A 21,129-nucleotide genomic window follows, 5' to 3' on the forward strand; every position below is an offset into this window, starting at 1 on the left:
GTTAATGTCTCCTTTTGTACTCGACCGGCGTCATGCCGAAAGTCTCTCGGAACTGTTTGCTGAAATACGGCATATAGCGGTAACCGACTTGCTCGGCTACTTCATATATTTTGAGTTTGGTATCCCGCAACAGTTGAGCGGCTGTTTCCATCCGCAGCGAGATAACGTATTCGGCAAAGCCTTTTCCCGTTTCTTTTTTGAGCAGATGACCCAGGTAGTTCGGAGAGAAATTGAAATGCTCCGCTACTTCACGCATTGTAATCGATTCGCAGATTCGTTTCTGGATAAAAGCGACGACTTCGTGAATAAGCTTCCAGTTCTTGTTCTGCTTTTTACGGTAAAGCGTTTCCGATATTTCATAGGTTCGAAGCAGAAACCATGAACGGATATCGTCCACCGTCTCGAATTGCTGAATGATATCCAGGTTCTTGAACTCCATACCCGTAAGTTTGAATAAGTCTTCGTTCTGCTTCCGCAAATTTTCTTCCAATTTCAAAATAATATACATCGCGAAATTATGAACCGTCCACTTCGACTTGAGATTGACGCCTAGCCGGAACAACCCGTCGATCTCATCGTGAATTCTAACCAGCTCATAACCTGCCATCGCTTCGAACAAAATGTCCAATTGAACATTGAGATTTTCTGTTTGCTCCGTTTCTGCGAAACGTACGTCCCGAAAGTCGATCACTTTCCCTTTGCCTTGGAACATCTTGCAGTCCAGCGCTTGCAGAGCTTGGGCATACGATTCTTGGACGTTCTCTGCTTCTTCTGCCGAGTCTCCCAAGCCGATCGTAATGCTGAATGGATATCGTTCTTTGGTGTAAGATATCAACTCTTCCAATAAGTTCGACGGGACAGCTTGGCTCAGAATGAGTGCCCAGCGGTGCTTGGCAATTCTCATTATGAAAGGAATATTCCGCTCTTCGGTATAATGGACGATATCAACAGAATATTCGCTTAGCAGCGAGGACTTATCTTTATCTGTACCGGGGCTGAATTTCCACGACAAATCGTCAGTCTCTAGTACGGCGACTTGGGCAGGCCATTTAATTTCTGCAAGACCGTATTGATCGCTAAGCACTTCAAGTGTGCCATTCGTATACGATCCTTCCAGCAATTGTAGCAGCAGTTCGTTTTTGACCATCGGAACCATTTGCCGGTAGGCAGCTTCCTTGTCTCGCCGCGTCCGTTTCTGATCCAATTCCTTCGTAATCTTCCGCAAGGAATCGATCAGCTCGCGATCATCCATCGGTTTCAAGATATAGCTGGCGGCATTCATAGAGATCGCCTGTTTGGCATATTGAAAGTCTTGGTAACCGCTTACAAAAATAACCTCAAGCTCCGCCCAGCGATCCCTAGCCTTGCCGGCAAGTTCAAGTCCGGTCATATTCGGCATTTGGACGTCAGTCACCAGAATATCTACTTTCTCCCTCTCCATGACGTCTAACGCGGCAAAGCCGCTGTTCACGGCGCCCACGACTTCGAGCCCCAGATCCTGCCAGGGCACAAACCGGCGCATGCCTTCGAGATCCAGTCTCTCGTCATCGGCAATCAATACCTTGTAGATATTCATCACCCCCGATAATAGAGTAGAGCAAAAGGTATACGTTAAGTATACCCTTTGCTCCCTTAATGGAAAATAAGGATTTAGTTGCCTTTCATTTTCTTCACGTTTTCCTGCCATTTGGTGGTCATGAAGGTTTGCAGCTTCTCATAACCCATTGCCTGTGCGTCAGATTCCGCCTTATCCAGAATGGACAGGACTTCCGCATCGCTCTTCGCCATCAACGCTTTCGCGCGTACTTGTTTGAACATATCATCTAGTTGCGTCCAGATAATACCTTCCTCGCTGTCCGGAGCCGGCAGCAGGTTAACGTATTCCGTCGCGTTTGCCTGCGTTTTCCACGTAATCTCCGCTTGCCATTTCGTTGCCCAGTTTTTGCTCTCTTCCGGCAACGACGCTTCAAACGCCGCTTTAGACTTATCGATGTAAACGGTGTTTCCGTTCCATTGGAAGTTGTTCGTAATGCTCATCAACTTGTCACGGTTTTCATGATCTGTAACATACTTTTCCGTGAACTTGGCGAATCCGTCTTCATTCGCGCCATCTTGGTAAAGTCCAGGAGGTCCCCAGAAGATGGTCCGTTGGCCTTCAGGCCCAGTGAACCAATCAAGAAATGCGAAAACAGCTTCCGGATCTTTGGCGGACTTCGTGATGACACTTACGTTCCAACCGAGCTGGCCATAAGTGCCCGGCCAAATTTTGTTTTTGTCCAAGCCTGGTTTGTGAATCGGCCATACCATAATATAACCGGCTGACGGATCTTTTGCTTTCAGCGTCACGGTTCCGATATCACCGAATTCAGTCGGGCTAGAGTCTGCGAATACGGCAACTTGGCCATTCAACACTTTCTCTTTGTACTGATCTCTCGTTTGGGTCAAAGCGTCCTGCGTCATCAACTTTTCGCGGTACAGCCTGCTTGCGTATTGCGTCGACTCGCGGAATACCGGATCTGTGAAGATCGAGGTCAGCTTGCCGTCTTGAGGAACGCCGCGAATCGCGACGAAAGTGGCCAGATGGTCTTCGCCAAAAGCTGAATAGAGTACGTCGAGCGCTGCTCCGTCTTTAGCAAGACCGGATTCGAACGGAACGACCTTCGGATATTTCTCTTTTACACGCTTCAGATAGTTGTACAAATCGTCGGTCGTTTCCAATGAAGGCGAGCCCAGCTCTTCGTAAATTTTCTTGTTCACGACATAACCTGAGTTGCCGTTCGGCTGGTTCGTATACCAGTTCGGGAACTGGTATAGCTTGCCGTCTTCGGAACGAAGCATATTGATGCCGGCATCGCCCAACCAGGTTTTCAGGTTCGGGTACTTATCCAAATAATCGTCGAACGGCACCAGTAAATCGGCTGCACGCAGCTTCTCCACGTCCGGTCCGCGATCCATCCATATCACGTCAGGGAGGTCACTGGAGACGATCATGGTGTTGAATTTCGTCTTCGCGTCGCCACCCGACTGAACCGGAATGACGTTCACCTTTTTATTTTCCTTGATCCACTGGGTAGCCAGATCATCTCCCCAATTCGGCATCGTATACCAATCGTAGTTGCCGTAGAAGGTGAATTCCAACGGTTTGGATCCCAGTTCGAAAATGTTTCCTGCAGCAGCTTTGTTGTCTGATGCACTTGCAGTGTTGACAGGTGTTCCCGATGCACCACCGTCCGAGCCCGAATTCGCATTCTTGTTAGATGAACAGCCGGCCAGTGCCGTTGCACTCACCATGACTGCTACGACCGAGGTCAAAAGCAGCTTCTTCATGCTTCCATTCCCCTCTCTTTTACGTAATTGATATATGTGTAAAGGCTCGAAAACCTCTAACACCAAGCTTTGTTCTACTCTTTCAGAGAGCCGACCAATACGCCTTTGACGAAATACTTCTGCACGAATGGATACACCATAACGATTGGCAACGTAGCCACCATCATCGTGGCCATGGAGAGCGATTTCGTCGTGACGCTTCTCATTCGGCTCACCACTCCTTGTGCCGCGGAATCAAGCTGGGCCATTTGCTCGGTCATGATATTGGAATTCAGAATCTGCTTCAGCATCGTCTGAATGGGAAGCAGGTTCTGTTTGGTAATGAAAATACCGGGGGTAAACCAGTCATTCCAATGGTAAACGGCGGTGAACAGCGACAGAGTCGCGATAACCGGACCGGAGAGCGGCAGTACGATCCGGAAAAACGTGCCCCAGTGGCCGCAGCCGTCGATTTTGGCCGACTCGTCCAAACCTGCGGGTAGTCCCATGAAGAAGGTGCGGAAGATGATCATATTCCAGACGCTGATGGCACCGGGAATCACCATCACCCAAAAGGTGTCGCGCAAACCGAGATCTTTAATAAGCAGATAATAGGGGATCAAGCCTCCGTTGAAGTACAACGTAACGATGCCGACCACCATATAAAATTTCCGTCCGACCAGCTCGCGTTTCGTCATGCCGTAAGCGAAAATAGCTGTACAAAGAATAGATATTACAGTCCCGACGGCCGTTCTGAGCAACGCAACCATAAAGCCGTTCAAAAGCCGTTTGTCCTGAAACACGATGCCATAATTTTCAAGCGTAAACTTTCTTGGCCAGAACGTGATGCCGCCAAGCGATGTGTCCAAGCCGTTATTAAACGAGATGACTAGCGCATTCCAGAACGGATAGAATGTCGTGAACGCCAGCAGAGTGAGCAGACAATAAATCGTTATGGACATTACACGGTCACCGAATGTGTAGTAACGCATCTACAGCCCCCGCTTTCTTGTGCGCATGGATTACCATAAGCTGTTTCCGCTCCTGCGGGCTAGCAGATTCGCAATGGTGAGCAGCGTGACGCTGATCACCGCTTTGAACAGGCCGACAGCCGTCGCGTAGGAGAAGCGGGAAGTCTGAATGCCCATCCGATAGACGTAGGTATCGAGTACGTCGGACACGTCTCGGAGAGCCGGGTTCGTGGCAAGCAGCAAAATGTCTTCGAATCCGGCGTTAAGCAGGTTGCCGATGGCCAAGATCATGAAGATGATGATAACTGGCAATATCGACGGAAGCGTGATCAGAAACATTTGTTTCAACCGACTGGCGCCGTCGATCGCGGCCGCTTCGTACATATCCTGGTTGACTCCGGCAATGGCTGCCAGGTATATGATCGAGGAGAATCCGATATCCTTCCAAACGTTCGCGCTCACGAGAATGGTCCAAAAATATTCCGAAGTCGACAGCCAGTTGACCGGCTCGTCGATGATGTTCAGCTTATGAAGCAAAATATTGAAGCTGCCGTTATCGGTTGAGAGAATCGAGATCGTAAAGCCCGCCACGATAACCCATGACATAAAGTGCGGCAAGTAAGTAATCGTTTGGACTACCCGTTTGAACATCATTTTCCGTACTTCGTTCAGCATCAAAGCGAGCAGGATCGGGGCAGGAAAACCGATGGCCAGCTTGAGAATGCTGATCACCAGCGTATTCCGCATAACCGGCCAGAAATCGCGGGAGTGAAAGAAGAGTTGAAAGTGATCAAATCCAGTCCATGGACTCTGCCAAAAGCCCTTGAAAATATTGTAGTTTTGGAATGCCATCAACGTGCCGTACATCGGAACATAGCTGAAAATGAAAATGAAGAAAATCGCGGGAATCACCATAAGCTGGAGTTCCCATTGTCTAAAAAAATAAGTAATAGCGCCGGTTCGAGTGCGTTGTTTCGGTACGATATTGTTGTTTGCGATAATTTTCGACAAACGCGATCCCCCTCCGACTGACATTCATTTAGTCAGATCATAACGGATTGAAAGCGCTTTTACTACGGGAGCAATCAACTAAAAATGATACTTTTCACAGATTGGCATACGATATATTTTTACCGAAAAGAGGTTGCAAGAAAAACCGTCAGGGGAGTTCGCCCTGACGGTCCTTTCGAGTGGGGTGCGCTCCCTATAGCGATGTTTTTCATCGTACTTGCACCCCACCAACACCCCTCAAGGCAGAAGTACGATGTTTTTCACCACTAATCAACCCGGAGGCGAACAAAAAGTAGCGGCTCACTCCTCTTAGCGATGTTTTTCATCGTACTTGCACCCCACCAACACCCCTTAAGGAAGAAGTATGATGTTTTTCACCACTACTCAACCCGATGGCCAAGTAAACCGGCTTCGCCGTCCTTTGACGTTGGTATACGGAGCAATCAGATAGGTAATAGGGAATAGGGACATGCAAAACTTATACTTTCTGATTGATCAAAAAATAACGACCGTGAGCGTCCATGACGCACACGATCGTTTTTCAAATCCAGCCAGAACCAGCCCACTAATACACCAGCTCCGCGCTCCCCTTCAAGTCCCATTCAACGGGGGCGATCACGCCAAAGAGACGCGGATATTTCACATGGGCGATCAAGACGACGCCCGGCCGACGAAGTGTTACCTCATAGTCGTAAAGAGGATTGCGGTATGTATAAGGAAACGATTCATCTTCGTTGATGATTGCAAACGCCTTAACCTCCACCTGATCTCTAAGGAAGCTGCCAGGCAGAGGGGCGAGTTGTGTATCCAACGAAAGGTTGTTCCGCAAATAGGATAACGTCGCCACCTCCGCCAACGCGGGATCAATCGAGATAATACCCATCTCCAGCTTATCTCTATCGACCTGCTGAGCAGCCGCGTGCGCCGCGCGGTCGACCGCTCGCTTGGCCTCGTGAACTGTCTGCATCGCTACCTCTTCATCCATCTGAAGGGCATGGAGCATCCACCAGATGACGATCATTAAGACGCTGAATACAAGTTTACCCATAACTGTGCCTACTCCTCGTCTCGCTAATCGGGGACATATTCGCTCATTTTCATGCCTCCCCCGGATATGCGCGCATTCGCCGATGGTGAGTTCAGTCCGATCAGCCGATCGATGTCCAGCAGGTTTTCATACGGATACGAAATTCGCAAACGCAGTCCCGTCCCTCTCGGCAATGGGGCTGCCGGATTGTTGCTTTCGGCTCCCGATGTGGAGTTGATATCGTACTCAAGATACGCTTCGTTAAAACCGTATTGCGACAGACGAATCCGCGATTCCTGCACCATCCCGCCGTCGACATAGCCGTACCGTCCGCTTGCCCCGATTTCCAACATGTAATCCGCCTCCTGCTGCAACAACGCTTGGCGAATGACGAGCACGTGCTTATAGATAGGAGAGAACATCAGCCAGCAGAACAGCGCGGCGAACAAAACAAATACAAGAAGCTGCTTCACGGGCTGATCCGGGAAATCTGATCGGCCATTCGGTCGCCCGACGCGGTAATTCGCGCTTTCGTTCCTTCGTCGCCTTGGACTATCGATGAGTATAGCAACACGACGGTTAATACCAGCAGCATCGTCATGAGCAACTGTCTCACGTCTTCTCTTCCCCTTTCTTTACGGCTGAAGATTTCCCAGCGTCGTATTCGCCGTATCTCCATGCGACTCAATACGTGCGCGCGTTCCCGTATTGTCTTGCGCAATAATCGAATTAAACAAAAAAGCGACGACGATCAGCATCATGACGGTGATCAGAATATTTCTCATTCCGAAACCTCCTTCCTATGGATTTAAAGCATCGAACAGCTTGGCCGCCTCTTGGACCCAGGGATAAAGAAAGATTTGAAAAGTATATAAAATAGGAAATCCCGCGAGCACGAACAGCAAATAGGAAGTCGTCTCCTTGCGGCTTTCTTTGGCCAGTTCGATCTGCGACTTATAATCTCTCACGATCTCCCTCATCAGATCGTAGATTTCGTCGCTTTCGTTCAACCGCAAGGAACGGATGCTCTCGGCAAAGCCGTAAGCTTCTTCCGTTCCAAGCCGTTCCTTGAACCGCCTCAGCGCCGCGTCGGCGTCATGGTACCACTCGTTCAGAAGAAGTGACATCTCGCCTCGAATATGCCGCGTTAACGACAAACATTTCATCAGCTTTCCGTGAAGGTGCAGTCTGGAACCCGCGTAATACAGCAATTGGCTGATCACGGCCACGATCTCGCGCCGTATTCGATCGGTACGGTATCTGCGCAAGGAGCGGAGCCAAGATCGGTCCAGCGATACGACCGTAATCACGATCGCAAAACCGATCATGATATTCCAGCTTGGAATCCGCGGAAGAATCCCCTGATCTTGCAGCGCGTATACGATTGCACAAGCTGCCGGAAGAACGGACATCAGGCACCTTCGAACGGCCAAGTACATTTCGGCGGAATAGCGTATGCCGCACCCGGCAAGCAGCATTCTCCTTTCTTGCAAGGCGACGCTCTCCTTATCGGTGCCCCATAGTCTGAACCACCAGCGGGGAGGCTGCCGAGTTCGCCATCCCCGGAGATGGATTCGCCACCGTGTACGGGGAGCGAAAACCAGTCTTAAGATCATAAACAAAACTGCAAAGAGGAGAGCGAATTGAAAAAGCCAGCTTAACCCGATCATCAGCGTCTTCATGTACTCCGACATAAAGCCCCCCCCCTACAGTTTTTTTCTGGACAAGTAAAGCCCCATCATGAACGAGCCGAAAAGCAGGACGACTGCGTTCAGCAGCATGCCCCTTCCTCCCGGATCCAGCAGATAATATTGATAGCTGCCCGCGGGATTCAATCGGAAGTTTACGCCCATGAACAACCCCAGGAACAATACCGGAGTATAGTTGGCCATGCGGATTTCGAGCAGCCGGTGGCGCTCGACCTGGTTGGCCAATTGAGCTTTGCGCATATCGGAGATCAATTCTTTGAGATTGTCCGAGACATTATTCCCCTCCTCTAGCGCGACCTTCAGAATGTTGGAGAAATATTCGGCCCACATGCTCCCGAACGACAAAGAGAAGCGGCGCAAACTCCCCTCATCGTCTCCTTTTACAGACAGGTTCCGATACAACTGCTCGAATACGGCTTGCACTTCTCCAGGTAGACGTCGTTCTTCCACCGCTTTCTGCAGGGCAATGCGGATATGTCGGCATCCGGTTACGAGATAACTTTGATAGAACAATTCAACCGCAGGCAGAAATTCCAGCCTTGTCGCCATTTGCCGGTTCATTAGCGACATGCGCAGCAGCACATAAGGCAAGCAGCTCAACATAAACAATAAAATGACCGCGGATCGGAATGTTTGAAAAACGAGCGTGCCCGTCGCGATACCAAGCAGCCCCAGCGCCAATGAACATGCCGCAAAGCCGGACGGACTTAGCCGCCACCCTAATGCGAGCAGCAGATCGGACACATGCTGATAAGATTTGCCAATGCGCGCCCATTTCGGCGTTTCGTCCCGATTCCGCTTTTCCACTTTGTAAGTTTTTAAGCGCCGCTTCCGCGACTGGCCGTCCCACCACGCCGACAATCCGTATCGGACACTAACGAACAGCATTAGAAAGAGAACCCCGATCAGTGATGCTATCCATATCATCGACATGATTCCGCGCTCCCCGAATCTCCATACGTTCCCATTCCCATAAGCAGGCGATAACTCTCCGGGTCGACTCGGGAAATTCTTCGCAACGCTTTCTCCGAGAACGGCTCAGGGAACGTCCACCGACCGCTCGTTTCTTCGTAACGAACCAAATCCCTGATCTTGACGACTCCGTTGTGCCATTCGAATTCGCCCACCCTAGCCAGCTTCCGTACTCCGCCGATCATGCGCATTTCGAATCCGATATGGGTCACGTGCTCCGTGATGCGTCGAATCAAAGATGCCGGATTCATCCCCCGCCCGTCGAGCATGCACATATCCGTTATCGTATCCGGCACGTCTTCCAGCCCGCTGGCGTGCACGGATGTAATGCTCCCTTCATGGCCGCGCGTGCAAGCCCGAACATATATATTCGCATCCTCGTCACGAATCTCCGCATGGCATATCCGTTGCGGCGATTGCCTTAACGCCAGCTTAAAAGCCTGCCTGGGGCCGTGCAGCGGATCATCCTCTTCCGCTTCGTACTCCACGACGTTCTTGTTCGGGAAGTCCCTGCCCAGCATCAGTTCGAACCGGCCCTCGATCGTCACGAGCCTCTCCTCATCCGGCATAGCTGCGATCAGCGCCTTGATCAGATGGGTTTTCCCGGTATTCGTCGCTCCGATGACCACCATATTAAAGCGGCTTCTGACGATTACGAGAAGCAGCTCGCGCACCCGGTTGTCCATCGTTTCGAACTCCGGCCTGCAAAGTGTTTCGAGGTTAAACCGTTTCACCGTATACAATCGGATCGTCAGCGTCGGCTGGGCGGTAAACCCGAACCCCGTCAACGTTACTCGAGAACCGTCGAGCAGAAGCACCTCTGCCCACCTCTTGCGGGGATTGATTCTGTCGTTATTGAACAGCACCAGATTTTGCTGAATCCTTTCCACCTGGCTTACTTCCTGGAACCGGTATGAAGAAATCGCGGCCTTGCCGTCCCGTACTTCGAATATGCGGGTTCCGACAACCTGAACTTCCTCAAGTCCCTCCCGATCGCGAAGGACCAGCTCGAGCACGTTCATGCCGATCACTTCCGCGAACAGCGCTTCCGCGAGAGTTCCATACGGCAGGTTGCCGAAGGAAACGTGCTGCAGCCGTTTGCGAATAATCCAATCCGAAATGATCGCGAGCATCTCCGCCCTTTCCTGCGGAAATCCGATAATGGCGCGGTTCAGCTTCTCCGCGTATTTCCTCCGCTCTTCTTCGCTCCATCCCCTCGGCGTCGACAGCATCTGCCTGACTTCTTCGGTATATGCCCGCAGCCGGTTTATCCCATCGGCACTATCCTCAGTCGCAACGGATGTCGTAACAGAAACATCCGCTTGCATATCCGCCGCATAAGCGGCAGGCGAGAACTTCTTCCCGGAACGATCTGCCGTCATACGCCCCTCCTGCGATGCATCATCAGCCGGCGCATCCAAGGTCTGTCCGTCTTCTGCAGCCTCTGCGCCCAATTCAGCCGACTGAGCAGCGGCTTAGCCACCGCGTCGAATGCCGCCGCGTTCTTTTCTTCCGCCGCAAGCCATTCATCCAATCTCCCGCTGTCCAGTTGAAGATGAACGCTTTCCAGCAAGCGGAGCTCCGCAAATTCGGTACAACCGGTTTCCTTGCGAATTTCCTTCACCCGATATCCCCCCATTCGATGATGGCCTTGCAGCAAGACCAATTGAAATTGTTCCGGCTTCATCCCGAATTGCGATCCGACTTGCCCGGTCCAGCGATGGACATCTTCTTGAAAATGACTTAAATGCTCGGTCGTGATCAAAAACCGATCGTCCGCCTCCCGCATCGCGCATATCGTAGCGGCATTATCCCAATAAGCGCTGACATCCGCGATCGTCAGATCGAACGCTTCCCGGGCAGCCGCGAGCAGCTTGCGCATATCTTCGGGTTCGTAATATTCCGCCTGCTCCCTGGACATATTGCCGAAAAGAACATGCATCCCTCCCAGCTTCGGGGATTGAAAAGCGTATTGTCGGAGCTTGTCCCCCGTCATCGTGCCCGCCCGCAGTTCCGGTCTGACCCCGTCCAAGGTCACGTCCGGCTTATCGATTCCCAAATACAGATGCGTCTTCGCGCTTTTCAAATTCAGGCATAGAAATCCAACTTTACGTCCCGTTAGCGAAGCGATGCGATACCCGGTACCGAACGCCGTCAGCGAAGTGCCGATATTCGGCGTCGAACCCGCGAAAGCGGCTAACATTCCCGTCATCGATATTCCTCCTCTTGGATCGACGAAGCTTGGAACGCGATAATCAGCTTGGCCGTCCCTCCCTTGCAAGCGGTATCGAGCTCGAGCCATTGCGCGTCGGTCAGATTCAAATTGATCGCGTCAATCGTCCCATTCGCATCCCGCCTTGATGCGTACATGCTTTCCTTGTCGTCATTGGCCATGGAAAGCAGATTCGGATTTTTCGGATTGTCGATCTCCAGATTAGCCGCCGTCTTGACTCCCGCGACCCGGATCGCATCCGGGAAAAGCTTGCGGGATAGCGTCGCTTCGTCCGACAAGTACACGACGACTTCATCGCCCGCCCGGATGCCGTTGGAGATCGACTTCACGTATTCCCGGGGAATCTGGAACGTAGATTGCCCCTTGCCTGGGAGCAGACGGTATTTATCCACTTTCCAACGAAGCAGCGGTTCATTGCTTCCAAGCGGTATCGAAGTCTCCATCCCGATCGCTTCCGACACGCTCGTGATCATCTCCGGCGTGATCGCGGAACGAGGCAAGAAGGCCGTCGTCAAATGCGCCGCTTCCAGTTTCGTCCCTGTGGAGATAAATTTCTTGGGCACGACGACCTCGGACATCTCCTGCATTTCGATCTGCCGTACCTGCAGCAAATACACGGCGTACACCAGCATTCCCGATAACACGGCCGCCGTCAAACTGATGGCCGCCTGCCTTCTTCTGTTCATATCCGCACCTCTTTTCGGTAATAAAAAAACGCAAGGATAGAGGGTACCCTCTATCGCTTGCGTTCTTCGCAGCGTAAGTTATCAATCATATAGACTTGCTAGTAGGCTCAATATAGCAAAAGGCTCGCTTTATGTAAAGCCTTTTTTTTACAGGCATCGACGGCATTTGCATTTTACCTGACGTAGGGATTTTCGCGCCGTTCTTCTCCGATCGTCGTTTCCGGCCCGTGACCTGGAAGCACGAGCACTTCGTCCGGCAACGAATAGAGCTTCTCCCTAATCGATCGGCTAAGCTGATCCTGGCTGCCTCCCGGAAGATCCGTGCGCCCGATCGACCTGCGGAATAAAGCGTCTCCGGCGAACAGCAGATCCCCGACCAGGAAGCTTACGCTCCCCGGCGAATGTCCGGGTGTATGCTTCACCAGAAAAGTCTCTCCGACGAACGTCAACTCCTGCCCGTCGGCCAGTTCATGATCCGGAAGGTCCGTCGTAATCGGCGGAGTCACGTCAGCCCAACGCGCCGAACCGTTCTTGCCCGCATCGGTCAGCCAGTCTTTCTCGGCGGAATGCAAATAGACGGGGCAGCCGTATTTCCGGCGCAAGTGATCTACCCCTCCGATATGATCGAAGTGAGCGTGAGTAAGCAGAATCGCCTCGACCTTCAAGCCGTCGAGCTTGCGCATCAGCGCGCCGTCCGCCGTTCCCGGGTCGATGACCACGGCACTCGTTCTGTCCGCGTTAACGACGACATATGCGTTCGTCTGCAAAGCTCCCAGCGCAAATCTTTGAAATGTCAGCATCCTTTACCCTACCTCACACACCGGATAAAATCTCGCGCATCTCTTGCAAGATAACCGTTTGATACTCGGTATCTTCGCCATACCGGCGCATCATCTCTTGTCTAGCAACCGCGATTTTCTCTTGATAATCCGGCGCTTCGCGATCCGGGTTCTCCGCTTTGAAAGCATTCATGACTTCTTGGACGTATTTCGGACGGGCGCCCCATTTGCCGAGCAGATGCCCTCCGGTATCCGTGAACAATACGACCGGAATCGCGCGGCCCCCCATCGTCAGATGCTGGTCCATCAGATCGAGATGTTCTTCCATAATCAAAACTTCCGTCGGAATCCCCGCTTTGTCCATCGCTTTGAACACGACGGGAACGTTGCGGACGACGTCTCCGCACCAATCCGCGGCGATAATCAGGCAGCGCAGATCGTCGCGGTTGTTCAACGATTCGTAGAATTCCTCAAGCTCGGCATCGTTCCATTGGAAGCGATCGTACCAGGATTGGAACTTGTCTTGGTTCTTGGTCATGGCCTCTACGAACTGCTGCGGCGTCAGCCCTTTATGCAGCTTACTTGCGATCAATTGACTCATGCGGATATCCCCTCTCTCGTAGCGTACTCATGTTTATTTTAGATGGTTTTGCCCCGTTTGCGCAAATATTGAACCAGGAAAAAGACGACCAGGACGGCAATCGCGATTAGAATGATCGGTTGAACGTACTTGGAGGCTTCGCCTTTGATGTCCTCCCAGTTATCCCCCAAAGATCGGCCCAGCCACACGAATAGAATCGACCATGGGATGGATGCCAATACCGTCAGCCACGTAAACTTCCACAGATTCATCCTCGCCATCCCTGCCGGAATGGATACGACCTGACGCATGACCGGCACGAATCTTCCCGTAAACACGATCATCGGGCCGTACTTGTCGAACCATTTTTCCGCGATATCGATATGCTTGGACTTCAAGTGCAGAAATTTTCCGAACTTGTCCAGAAAAGGCCTGCCCCCGTAACGGCCGATCGCATAGAGCAGCCATTGCTGCAAAATGGCACCGATCACACCACATATAACGGCGACTTCGAAGGAAACCGTTCCCTTATAGACCAAATAGCCCGCGAAACCCAACACGATCTCGCTAGGTATGACTTCGATCGCTAGACCGATAATAATGCCCCAGAATCCTAGACTTTCAATCCATGCCAGAATCTGGGCGAGCCAATCGTGCAACGTATCCATCATCGCATGTTACCTGCTTTCTCCCCTTATTAACCGTCTCTATTCTAGCATAGAGCCCGTGCCTCCTTCCAGTTATACGAAGTTTGCCGGAAATCGATGCAGGCTTGTCATGACCGGACGGGCCTATGCATAGACTGCGGTAGGTGGACAAAGTTGAAGAGGAGAGAGCGGAATGAGTAAAATCGTGATCCTGAACCGAAAGAAAATTCAGTTGTACGCGGTCATCGCGGCGATCGTCATCCTCGCCGGCGCCTACATCGGCTGGCAACAATCCAGACCCGCAATGGCTCCGGCGGCAGACGGGCAGGAAAAGCAAGTCCTACTGCTTACGACCGGGGAATTCACGGCAAAGGCCGATAACGGGAAAAATCTCGAGACGTATTTGTTCTATCCGGGTACCGTCGTCGCCAAGAAAAATGTTCCCGTCGAGTTGCGCATTACCGGAATTAACGGCCAATCCCATCCATTCGTGATCGAAGGGCTGAACGTCTCCGGCAAGATTCATAAAGGCAAAACGGCCGTCGTCCGCTTCACGCCCAAGGAAGCCGGAATTTACACCATCGTCTGCCAGACGCACACCGATTCGAAATCCGGCGGTCCGATGGTCGGTTACCTGGTCATTCAGTAGCCCGAAGTGACCACTCTCTTTTTCTATGCATAGGGTATTGAAAAAGAGATCGGGTGACCTTAATGAACAAATTCCCGGAGAAGCACGCTTCTCCGCTGCCCACGCCCCGCGGCATTCGCCGGGCATGCTCCAACGAACTGTATCGGACCGTCAAAAGATTGAGACGCCATATCCCCGCTCCGCTCGTTCGGCAAGCCGAAGAGTTATACTTCAAACGGGTCATAGGAAATCTGATCTGGATCGCGGAAAACAAAAGCAACCGCAGATTGCTTGCCGATTGGTGGGACGAGGAAGTCAGCGCAGACATCGCCGAATTATGGGAAGTCGACAGGGAGCAGTTGCAACGGGCGTTTCGCGCCGCATTCGGAGGTTGAACGCATGCAAAAAAAACCGGTTGCGCGTAAATCTTACGAGCAACCGGTTTTTGTATACCGCTTTATGTTAGCCTAACTTATGCATTTCCTTTTTCCGCGCGTTTCTTCATCAGATTTTCGCGGTTTTTCGCATTTTTCTGAACCTGCTGGCGCAGAATCAAAGCCCGAAGCGGACGAAGCATTTCCGGCTCAAGCACATGCATTTTGGCGCCGCAATGGAGCAGACCCTCATGGCGATCGCGCCTCACGATGTCAAACTCGCATTCAAACGAAAATCCGATGTTCACTTTAGCCTTGAGCCGCGACTTCGTCGCGAAAAAGGGAGCATCCTGTCCGGAGAAACTGATTCCGGATATGCTGATATCGTGGATTTGCATTTCCGGTAGACTTTCCTCGCCCGCCTTCTCGGCGGGTCCGGTCAGTATGCTCACGATCTGCGCGGTGCCTTCGATCTCAACCCGCGGGTGTTCCCGTCTCTCCTTGAAGCGTTTATGCAGATCCGGCGGTTGCAGCAACGCGATGGCTCCTTCGTATTTCGCGAATACGACGGAAGAGATCGTCTGTATACCGGCCGGAGAATATACGGTCAGCTTGGCCGTCTCGCCTAGATCGAACTGATCGAACTCGTGAAGTTCGACTTCGAAGAGCTCGCCTTCGACGTGCGTCATCACTCCGGTGGACACGAAATTTTTGCCTTCTACGACGGTTCGGCAATGCAGCAACACGTTTAACGGAAGTAAATCCTTTTCCAGTTCGGACAATACTGAATGATTGTCGTTAGCTTGAGTCATCACGCCAAACCACCTTTCTTTATAAAAAAACAGGCTTACTCCTAAGAGCAGCCTGATTCGCCTGATGATCCCACTACGGACTATCGGCAGCCAGGCTGTCATCGTCCAGAAGGACCTTAGACCCTTTAGCTTTGCGTCCTTGCTTTTCAGCAAGTTTGCCCATTGCTAATCCATCGGAAAGATTGTACCATAATTCGCCATCACAGTAACCCATTTTTGTAGCGGGAACGCTTCGTCAGCGTGCCATGACCACGCGGTTCCGTCCGCCGTTCTTCGCCTTGTAGAGCGCGGAGTCCGCGCTCGCGAACACTTCTCTTAAATACTCTTTCGGATCGTTGATTTTCAAGTTTTCGCTAGATTCCGACAATACGCCCATACTGATCGTGATATGGACTTTGTCCAAACCCGCATCGACCAGGTTTTCTCCTACGGCGAGCATGATCTTCTCCGCTAATAGCTCCGACTGCTCCCGATTCGTATGCGGCAAGTAAACCGTGAACTCTTCTCCGCCATACCTGGCCAGGATGTCCGTTCTTCTTAGCATGGAGCGAACGATGTTGGCCGTGCTCCGAATCACCTCGTCGCCGACCAAGTGTCCGTATTTATCGTTGATCTGTTTGAAATGATCGATATCGAACAGGAATATCGCGAAAGGAATCTGGTATCTCATATTCAGCAGCACTTCATGCTCGAGCTGCTGCATCAAGTATCTCCGATTGTAGCATCCGGTGAGCCCGTCCGTGACCGCCATCTGCTCAAGCTTCTGATTGACGCGGAACAGTTCCTCCTGAATGCTGATCAGTTCCAGGTTGCGTTCGTGCAACGCTTCGTTCTTTCGATTCATCTCCACGACAAGCTTTCGCAATTCACTAACGTCGTGGAACGTGATGATTCTTCCGAGCAGCGTTCTGCGATTGTCCAGCACGGGAGAAATCTGAATGGAAACATGGCGGCCTGAATTTTCCTGCAAGGAGAATTCCATCTGCAGCCTCTCGTATGGATGATGATTATAACGGTACAAGAATTCGTACACTTCGCCCTGCACCTGCAGCGGGGCCAGAAACTTCTCCATCTCGAATGTATCGCCCTTCGTCACTTGAACGAGCGGAGTAGCCCCTCTATTGACCTCTAGTACTTTATCGTTCTCATCTACGACAATTACTCCCGTCGTCATATGCTCGATAATATCTCTCTGCGCCATGCTGAGAATATCGAATACCCCGTACCGATAGATCGCGAACACGAAACATAGATCCGAGAGAAGAATACCCGAGGAGAGCAACCCGGGAATGATCGGTATCCACTCTGACAGCAGTACGTTAACGAGCACGTCAAGTAAGCCGAATCCCGTCAGCACGAACATGCCGATTAAAGCGGTTGCAAGCTGCTTCTTCTGATTAACGGAATTGACCGTTTTAAGCGCATGGAACATGTTCATCATGGCGATGAACAAATAGGCGAACTGTACCAGGACGAGCACCCAGAACAAGGGGCCGTACAATCGATCCATGTAATTGTCCCGGACCGAAGACATGAACAATCTGTCGGGGTTCCAGAGAGCGGCTGCCACGCATAAGACGGCCGGCGATATGTATAACGCGATGCGGCTCCATTTTAATTGAATGGATCTATTCGTAAGGAAAAACACAAAGAACAGCCATCCCGGGCCTAACATTCCCAGCGCCACGAACGATAAATTGATGAAAAAGAGTTGGACGTCCGGAAAATCCGTCAGCTTGATGGCGAAGTGCCCGAGCGGCCATAACATCATGATAAAATGAAAAGCCAAATACACTTTATGTGTCATCGTTATCCTATTCACAGCGATTACGCTAACGAATAAGATAAATAGCATGATAAATAGGTATAAATCTGTCCAATGGATACCCAAGGCATTCACCTTTTCACAAAAGGACTTTAGTATTAAATTGCGGCCGGGCATGTTTGATTCTACCATATCGCCGCTTTTAACGACAACCGCATATCCGTCGAAAGACTTTATTTCTTCTGTTTTTATGAAGTTTTTAGAGACTTGATATCTTGTTTTTTGAGACTTTAGACGCAAGAGTTCATGTTTTTATCCATATAGGGAGACACGGAAAGAAAGTCTCTGAACTGCTCATACTCGGCTTTTAGCTGCGCGTGGTCCGATTTACGGCTTTTAACCGCGCGGATTAAAATGTTTTTGGGCGTATGCTCCAGATCGATAAACTCCAGCAGTTGCGTGCGATATCCGGCGAGCTCTAGCAGGTTGGCGCGAATCGCGTCGGTGACGAGCGCGGATAAACGTTCCTTCAGGATTCCATGCTTCAACAGCGGCTGAAGGATGGGCTGAGAAATCTGCCGAAACAGCTCGTGCTGGCAGCAAGGAACGGACAAGATGACGCTCGCTTCCCAGCCGATCGCTTTGAGCAGCGCCGCATCCGTCGCGGTATCGCAAGCGTGCAGCGTAACGACCATATCGATCGGGGAACGGTCTTCGTAATCCGCGATGTCTCCTACGGAGAACGACAGGTTGTCCCATTCCAGCTCGGAAGCCAGCTTCGAGCAAGCCTCGATGACGTCTTTCTTCAGATCGAGTCCGATAATCCGTACGGGCAGCCCCTCTTTAATCGCGAGAAAATGGTACAACGCAAAAGTCAGATACGATTTGCCGCAGCCGAAATCGACGATTCTCAGCGTTCTGTCACGCGGCAATTCGGATACGACGTCGGCGACCATCTCGAGAAAACGATTGATTTGGCGGAATTTATCGTACTTGGCTTTCACGACTTTGCCCTCGACCGTCATCACGCCAAGCGCCGCCAAGAACGGCACAGGCTCCCCTTCCGGAAGTACGTATTGCTTGCTGCGGTTATGCTCCCGTGGGACAGCCTCTTCTTTTACCGTTTTCGCGCGGGAAATCATCGTCAGCTCGCCTTTCTTGTTCGCGAGAACCTGCACGTCGGCGTCGGCGGTTTTGAACAAGGCCTGCTTGTAGCTATTCATCGCGTCGGCCAGTTTTTCCGGCAACTGTTCGGCTGCGACGTTCTCATGAAATACTTTATTGTTCAAATGCCGTTCGAATTGATAAAATAATCCGCTCTTCAGCTTGATCGGCCGGACGCTTAGCTTGCGCGCCGTCTCCTCGTCCTTGCGGCGAGGGATGCTGAAAGAAGCCTGCGCGAGGCTGTTTCCAGACGCGATGCGTTCAAGGTACGCCAGCCATTCCTCTCTCGTTGTCTTTACGCTCATGATGCATTCTCCTTCGTTAACGCCGCCCACTGCCGCCGGCCTTCTTCCAGTTCGTCCCGCGACAGATCTCCCTCTTCAAGCGCAGAGTCGTCCAGCTTGGACAGCCTGTCATAGAAATCTTCGCCCTCCGCTGCGGTGACGGCATTCTCTTCTTGCAGCTCATAGAGCAAATCTTCCGCTTCCGCCAGCCTGCCTTCCGATTCGTGCCACAACCACAGCGCCTTCTTCGTTTCCGCGTCATGCTCGTAAGGAGCTAACGCCGCCAAGATTTCATCGATGCGAGGGCGCACGTCCCAGCCTTCGATCTCCATCCGGTTGCGGAGAATATACAAATTCAGCCGCAAAGCTTTCGCATATCTGGGCAAGCTCTCCTCCGTTCGTCCAAGATCGGACAACAAATCCGCTTCCTGTTGCAGGAATGCGGCGACTACGGCTACGGATTCCGCGTTCGGAGTACCCGTGACCGACAGCATGTTTAATAAATCCTCATCGGTGAGGCCCAACGCGAGTCGGGAACGCAATCGCAACTCCCTGCCGAGAAATTCATCGATCAGGTCGAGCGCTTCCTTGTGCTTCTGCTGCTGACGCAGCCCCATCGCCTTGCCCAGCGCGAGCCCGGCTTGCGCCAGCAGGCGAATGAGATAGTCCCGTTCAAACACGTTCGGCACCCCGATTCCGTTCCAGAAAGGCGCCTATGCTCTCCGCCATCGCCCGCGGATTTTCCATCATTCCCATATGGCCGACGCCGGCTAGCGTGACTTGGGTTACGTTGTCTTTAGCGACCGGGAACCTCTTCTCCGGAGGAATGACTTCATCGGACTCTCCCGCAAGCAGGAGCACGGGAACGCCCAACCGTTCCAGGACCGGTATGCGATCAGGTCTCTCTCTCATCCCCAAGGCGCAGCCTGCCGCTCCGCTGAGCGAAGTGCCGCAGCCGATTTCCTTCGCTTTGTCGACCAGTTCTCGCTTGCTCTCGCGATGTTCGGGAGCGAACAGCTTGGGCACCAATCCGTCGACGAACTCGGCGACTCCTCGGGAACGGATCGCTTCCGCCGCCTTCAAACGATTTTCTTTGGCCTGTTCGGTATCCGGATAGGCGGTTGAATGAATGAGCCCAAGCGCTTGCAGGCGCTCCGGATATTTCTCGGCAAAGGCAAGTCCCGCGTATCCTCCCATGGAATGACCGAAGAGACTCGCTTTTTTCAAGCCCAGTTCGTCCAACAAAGAGGCGACGTCATCCGCCATCGCTTCCATGGAATAAACGCCGTCCCCTTCGGCGGCGGAAGACGCTCCGTGTCCTCTCGCATCCGGGGCGATGACTCTGCCATGTACCGCCAGCAACGGCATCAGTTCATCCCAATAGCCGCTGCTGCCGCAATAACCATGGAGCAGCACGATCGGTTCTCCTTGTCCGGCTTCCTTGTATGCTAGGGTCAATCCCGTAGATAGTTGTTTTTTATTCATGCCCTTTCATCCTTTCGATCGGTGTGCGCCGTTGCCGGACAATTGCGCCCGCGATTTCTTCCGCCATGCCCATGACGCGATAGAGCGAGGTCGATTGCAACGTCCAATAAGGCTTTAAGCTGTTCGCGTTAACGACTCCCGCAATGCTGTAGGCGCCGACGTCACCAAATCCCCGGCCAACCGATTGCGCCGGGATAAGCGGCCCGTGTCTCACGAGAAACGTTCCTACGTTCTCAGGCTTGCCCAGACACGCATCGATGGCCAGAACGGCCCCCAATTCCGGCAACGTCGGGATGAGCTGCGGCAATCGATTCGCGTCGCACGGATTTTGCAACGTACCGATCACGCGGCCGACGCCCCGTTCCTCCAGCAGCGTTCCGACCAACGGTCCCAGGCTATCTCCCGTCGACCGGTCGGTTCCGATGCAAAGAAACGTAATCTTTTCCATCGCCAGCGTATCGAAAATTCGGCTCAAGAAAACCTCTAGTCCCGCGGCGTCCACCCTCTCCGCCTGTTGCGGCAATCGGTCGATCATCAATCCGGTTCTCTCCTATTCTTTCGCTAAGTTCCGGCATGCCCGTTTCTCTCAGGTTACCACTCCCGGTAGCGGAATTCCACCTCAGACGGTTTTGTTTTCAAGCGGAGCGCTTCTCCCTGTGGTACAATAACAACAGTTTAATTCCGCAGGAGAGGAAG

24 protein-coding genes and 1 riboswitch are annotated in these 21,129 nt (G+C 52.0%); of the genes, 2 read left to right on the forward strand and 22 right to left on the reverse strand.

Annotated features, from left to right (window positions below):
• Position 1: 1 nt before the first annotated feature.
• The 16 genes from FPZ45_RS23320 to uptA form a co-directional block, all read right to left on the reverse strand.
• A complete protein-coding gene (locus FPZ45_RS23320; protein WP_246120558.1) occupies positions 2-1,576 on the reverse strand; it encodes a response regulator in 1,575 nt (524 codons plus the stop codon).
• 74 nt (positions 1,577-1,650) lie between these two features.
• Positions 1,651-3,327 (reverse strand): extracellular solute-binding protein, encoded by a 1,677-nt coding sequence (locus tag FPZ45_RS23325; RefSeq protein ID WP_144707039.1) that lies wholly within the window; start codon positions 3,325-3,327, stop codon positions 1,651-1,653.
• A 74-nt stretch (positions 3,328-3,401) separates the two neighbouring features.
• On the reverse strand, positions 3,402-4,268 hold the full coding sequence (locus FPZ45_RS23330) for a carbohydrate ABC transporter permease (protein ID WP_425457046.1): 867 nt from the start codon (positions 4,266-4,268) through the stop codon (positions 3,402-3,404).
• A 60-nt stretch (positions 4,269-4,328) separates the two neighbouring features.
• Positions 4,329-5,192, reverse strand: coding sequence for an ABC transporter permease (locus tag FPZ45_RS23335; RefSeq protein WP_246120561.1), 864 nt, complete (start codon positions 5,190-5,192; stop codon positions 4,329-4,331).
• Between the two features lie 661 nt (positions 5,193-5,853).
• Complete coding sequence (locus tag FPZ45_RS23340; RefSeq protein ID WP_144707045.1) at positions 5,854-6,336, reverse strand: hypothetical protein; 483 nt, start codon at positions 6,334-6,336, stop codon at positions 5,854-5,856.
• Positions 6,337-6,359: 23 nt separating this feature from the next.
• On the reverse strand, positions 6,360-6,788 hold the full coding sequence (locus tag FPZ45_RS23345) for a hypothetical protein (protein WP_144707047.1): 429 nt from the start codon (positions 6,786-6,788) through the stop codon (positions 6,360-6,362).
• Entirely contained in the window at positions 6,785-6,931 is a 147-nt protein-coding gene (locus tag FPZ45_RS25455) for a hypothetical protein (RefSeq protein ID WP_186438533.1), read from the reverse strand. Before FPZ45_RS25455 ends, FPZ45_RS23345 begins: the two co-directional genes overlap by 4 nt.
• 19 nt (positions 6,932-6,950) lie before the next feature.
• A complete protein-coding gene (locus FPZ45_RS25460; protein ID WP_186438534.1) occupies positions 6,951-7,100 on the reverse strand; it encodes a hypothetical protein in 150 nt (49 codons plus the stop codon).
• Positions 7,101-7,115: 15 nt separating this feature from the next.
• Positions 7,116-8,009, reverse strand: coding sequence for a hypothetical protein (locus tag FPZ45_RS23350; RefSeq protein ID WP_144707049.1), 894 nt, complete (start codon positions 8,007-8,009; stop codon positions 7,116-7,118).
• 12 nt (positions 8,010-8,021) lie between these two features.
• Positions 8,022-8,957 (reverse strand): hypothetical protein, encoded by a 936-nt coding sequence (locus tag FPZ45_RS23355; RefSeq protein ID WP_144707051.1) that lies wholly within the window; start codon positions 8,955-8,957, stop codon positions 8,022-8,024.
• On the reverse strand, positions 8,948-10,378 hold the full coding sequence (locus FPZ45_RS23360; RefSeq protein WP_144707053.1) for an ATPase, T2SS/T4P/T4SS family: 1,431 nt from the start codon (positions 10,376-10,378) through the stop codon (positions 8,948-8,950). The genes FPZ45_RS23355 and FPZ45_RS23360 overlap by 10 nt, the downstream gene beginning before the upstream one ends.
• Complete coding sequence (locus FPZ45_RS23365) at positions 10,375-11,208, reverse strand: CpaE/TadZ family protein (RefSeq protein WP_144707055.1); 834 nt, start codon at positions 11,206-11,208, stop codon at positions 10,375-10,377. Before FPZ45_RS23365 ends, FPZ45_RS23360 begins: the two co-directional genes overlap by 4 nt.
• Positions 11,205-11,915, reverse strand: a complete 711-nt coding sequence (locus FPZ45_RS23370; protein ID WP_144707057.1) for an SAF domain-containing protein — start codon at positions 11,913-11,915, stop codon at positions 11,205-11,207. The genes FPZ45_RS23365 and FPZ45_RS23370 overlap by 4 nt, the downstream gene beginning before the upstream one ends.
• Before the next feature lie 173 nt (positions 11,916-12,088).
• Positions 12,089-12,715, reverse strand: coding sequence for an MBL fold metallo-hydrolase (locus FPZ45_RS23375; protein WP_144707059.1), 627 nt, complete (start codon positions 12,713-12,715; stop codon positions 12,089-12,091).
• 13 nt (positions 12,716-12,728) lie between these two features.
• Positions 12,729-13,295 (reverse strand): thioredoxin family protein, encoded by a 567-nt coding sequence (locus FPZ45_RS23380; protein ID WP_144707061.1) that lies wholly within the window; start codon positions 13,293-13,295, stop codon positions 12,729-12,731.
• A gap of 38 nt (positions 13,296-13,333) precedes the next feature.
• On the reverse strand, positions 13,334-13,945 hold the full coding sequence (gene uptA / locus FPZ45_RS23385; protein ID WP_144707063.1) for an undecaprenyl phosphate transporter UptA: 612 nt from the start codon (positions 13,943-13,945) through the stop codon (positions 13,334-13,336).
• Between the two features lie 169 nt (positions 13,946-14,114).
• On the opposite strand from uptA, the gene FPZ45_RS23390 reads away from it, so the two are divergent.
• On the forward strand, positions 14,115-14,570 hold the full coding sequence (locus FPZ45_RS23390) for a cupredoxin domain-containing protein (protein WP_144707065.1): 456 nt from the start codon (positions 14,115-14,117) through the stop codon (positions 14,568-14,570).
• 62 nt (positions 14,571-14,632) lie between these two features.
• Complete coding sequence (locus FPZ45_RS23395; RefSeq protein ID WP_144707067.1) at positions 14,633-14,944, forward strand: dehydrogenase; 312 nt, start codon at positions 14,633-14,635, stop codon at positions 14,942-14,944.
• Positions 14,945-15,021: 77 nt separating this feature from the next.
• Here FPZ45_RS23395 and FPZ45_RS23400 read toward each other — a convergent pair whose 3' ends face one another.
• The 6 genes from FPZ45_RS23400 to yyaC form a co-directional block, all read right to left on the reverse strand.
• On the reverse strand, positions 15,022-15,735 hold the full coding sequence (locus FPZ45_RS23400) for a PilZ domain-containing protein (RefSeq protein ID WP_144707069.1): 714 nt from the start codon (positions 15,733-15,735) through the stop codon (positions 15,022-15,024).
• A gap of 82 nt (positions 15,736-15,817) precedes the next feature.
• A riboswitch (cyclic di-GMP riboswitch) is annotated at positions 15,818-15,905 on the reverse strand.
• A 65-nt stretch (positions 15,906-15,970) separates the two neighbouring features.
• Positions 15,971-17,692, reverse strand: a complete 1,722-nt coding sequence (locus tag FPZ45_RS23405) for a histidine kinase N-terminal 7TM domain-containing diguanylate cyclase (protein ID WP_342780092.1) — start codon at positions 17,690-17,692, stop codon at positions 15,971-15,973.
• Between the two features lie 98 nt (positions 17,693-17,790).
• Positions 17,791-18,969, reverse strand: a complete 1,179-nt coding sequence (locus FPZ45_RS23410; protein ID WP_144707071.1) for a class I SAM-dependent methyltransferase — start codon at positions 18,967-18,969, stop codon at positions 17,791-17,793.
• Complete coding sequence (locus FPZ45_RS23415; RefSeq protein ID WP_144707073.1) at positions 18,966-19,628, reverse strand: DUF6483 family protein; 663 nt, start codon at positions 19,626-19,628, stop codon at positions 18,966-18,968. Before FPZ45_RS23415 ends, FPZ45_RS23410 begins: the two co-directional genes overlap by 4 nt.
• The gene (locus tag FPZ45_RS23420; protein ID WP_144707075.1) at positions 19,621-20,433 is read right to left on the reverse strand and encodes an alpha/beta fold hydrolase; all 813 of its coding nucleotides are present in this window, start codon (positions 20,431-20,433) and stop codon (positions 19,621-19,623) included. Before FPZ45_RS23420 ends, FPZ45_RS23415 begins: the two co-directional genes overlap by 8 nt.
• Positions 20,426-20,968, reverse strand: a complete 543-nt coding sequence (gene yyaC / locus FPZ45_RS23425) for a spore protease YyaC (RefSeq protein ID WP_144707109.1) — start codon at positions 20,966-20,968, stop codon at positions 20,426-20,428. Before yyaC ends, FPZ45_RS23420 begins: the two co-directional genes overlap by 8 nt.
• Positions 20,969-21,129 lie beyond the last annotated feature (161 nt).

It is taken from the genome of Cohnella terricola, assembly GCF_007786475.1.
GTDB classification, from domain to species: Bacteria; Bacillota; Bacilli; order Paenibacillales; family Paenibacillaceae; genus Cohnella; species Cohnella terricola.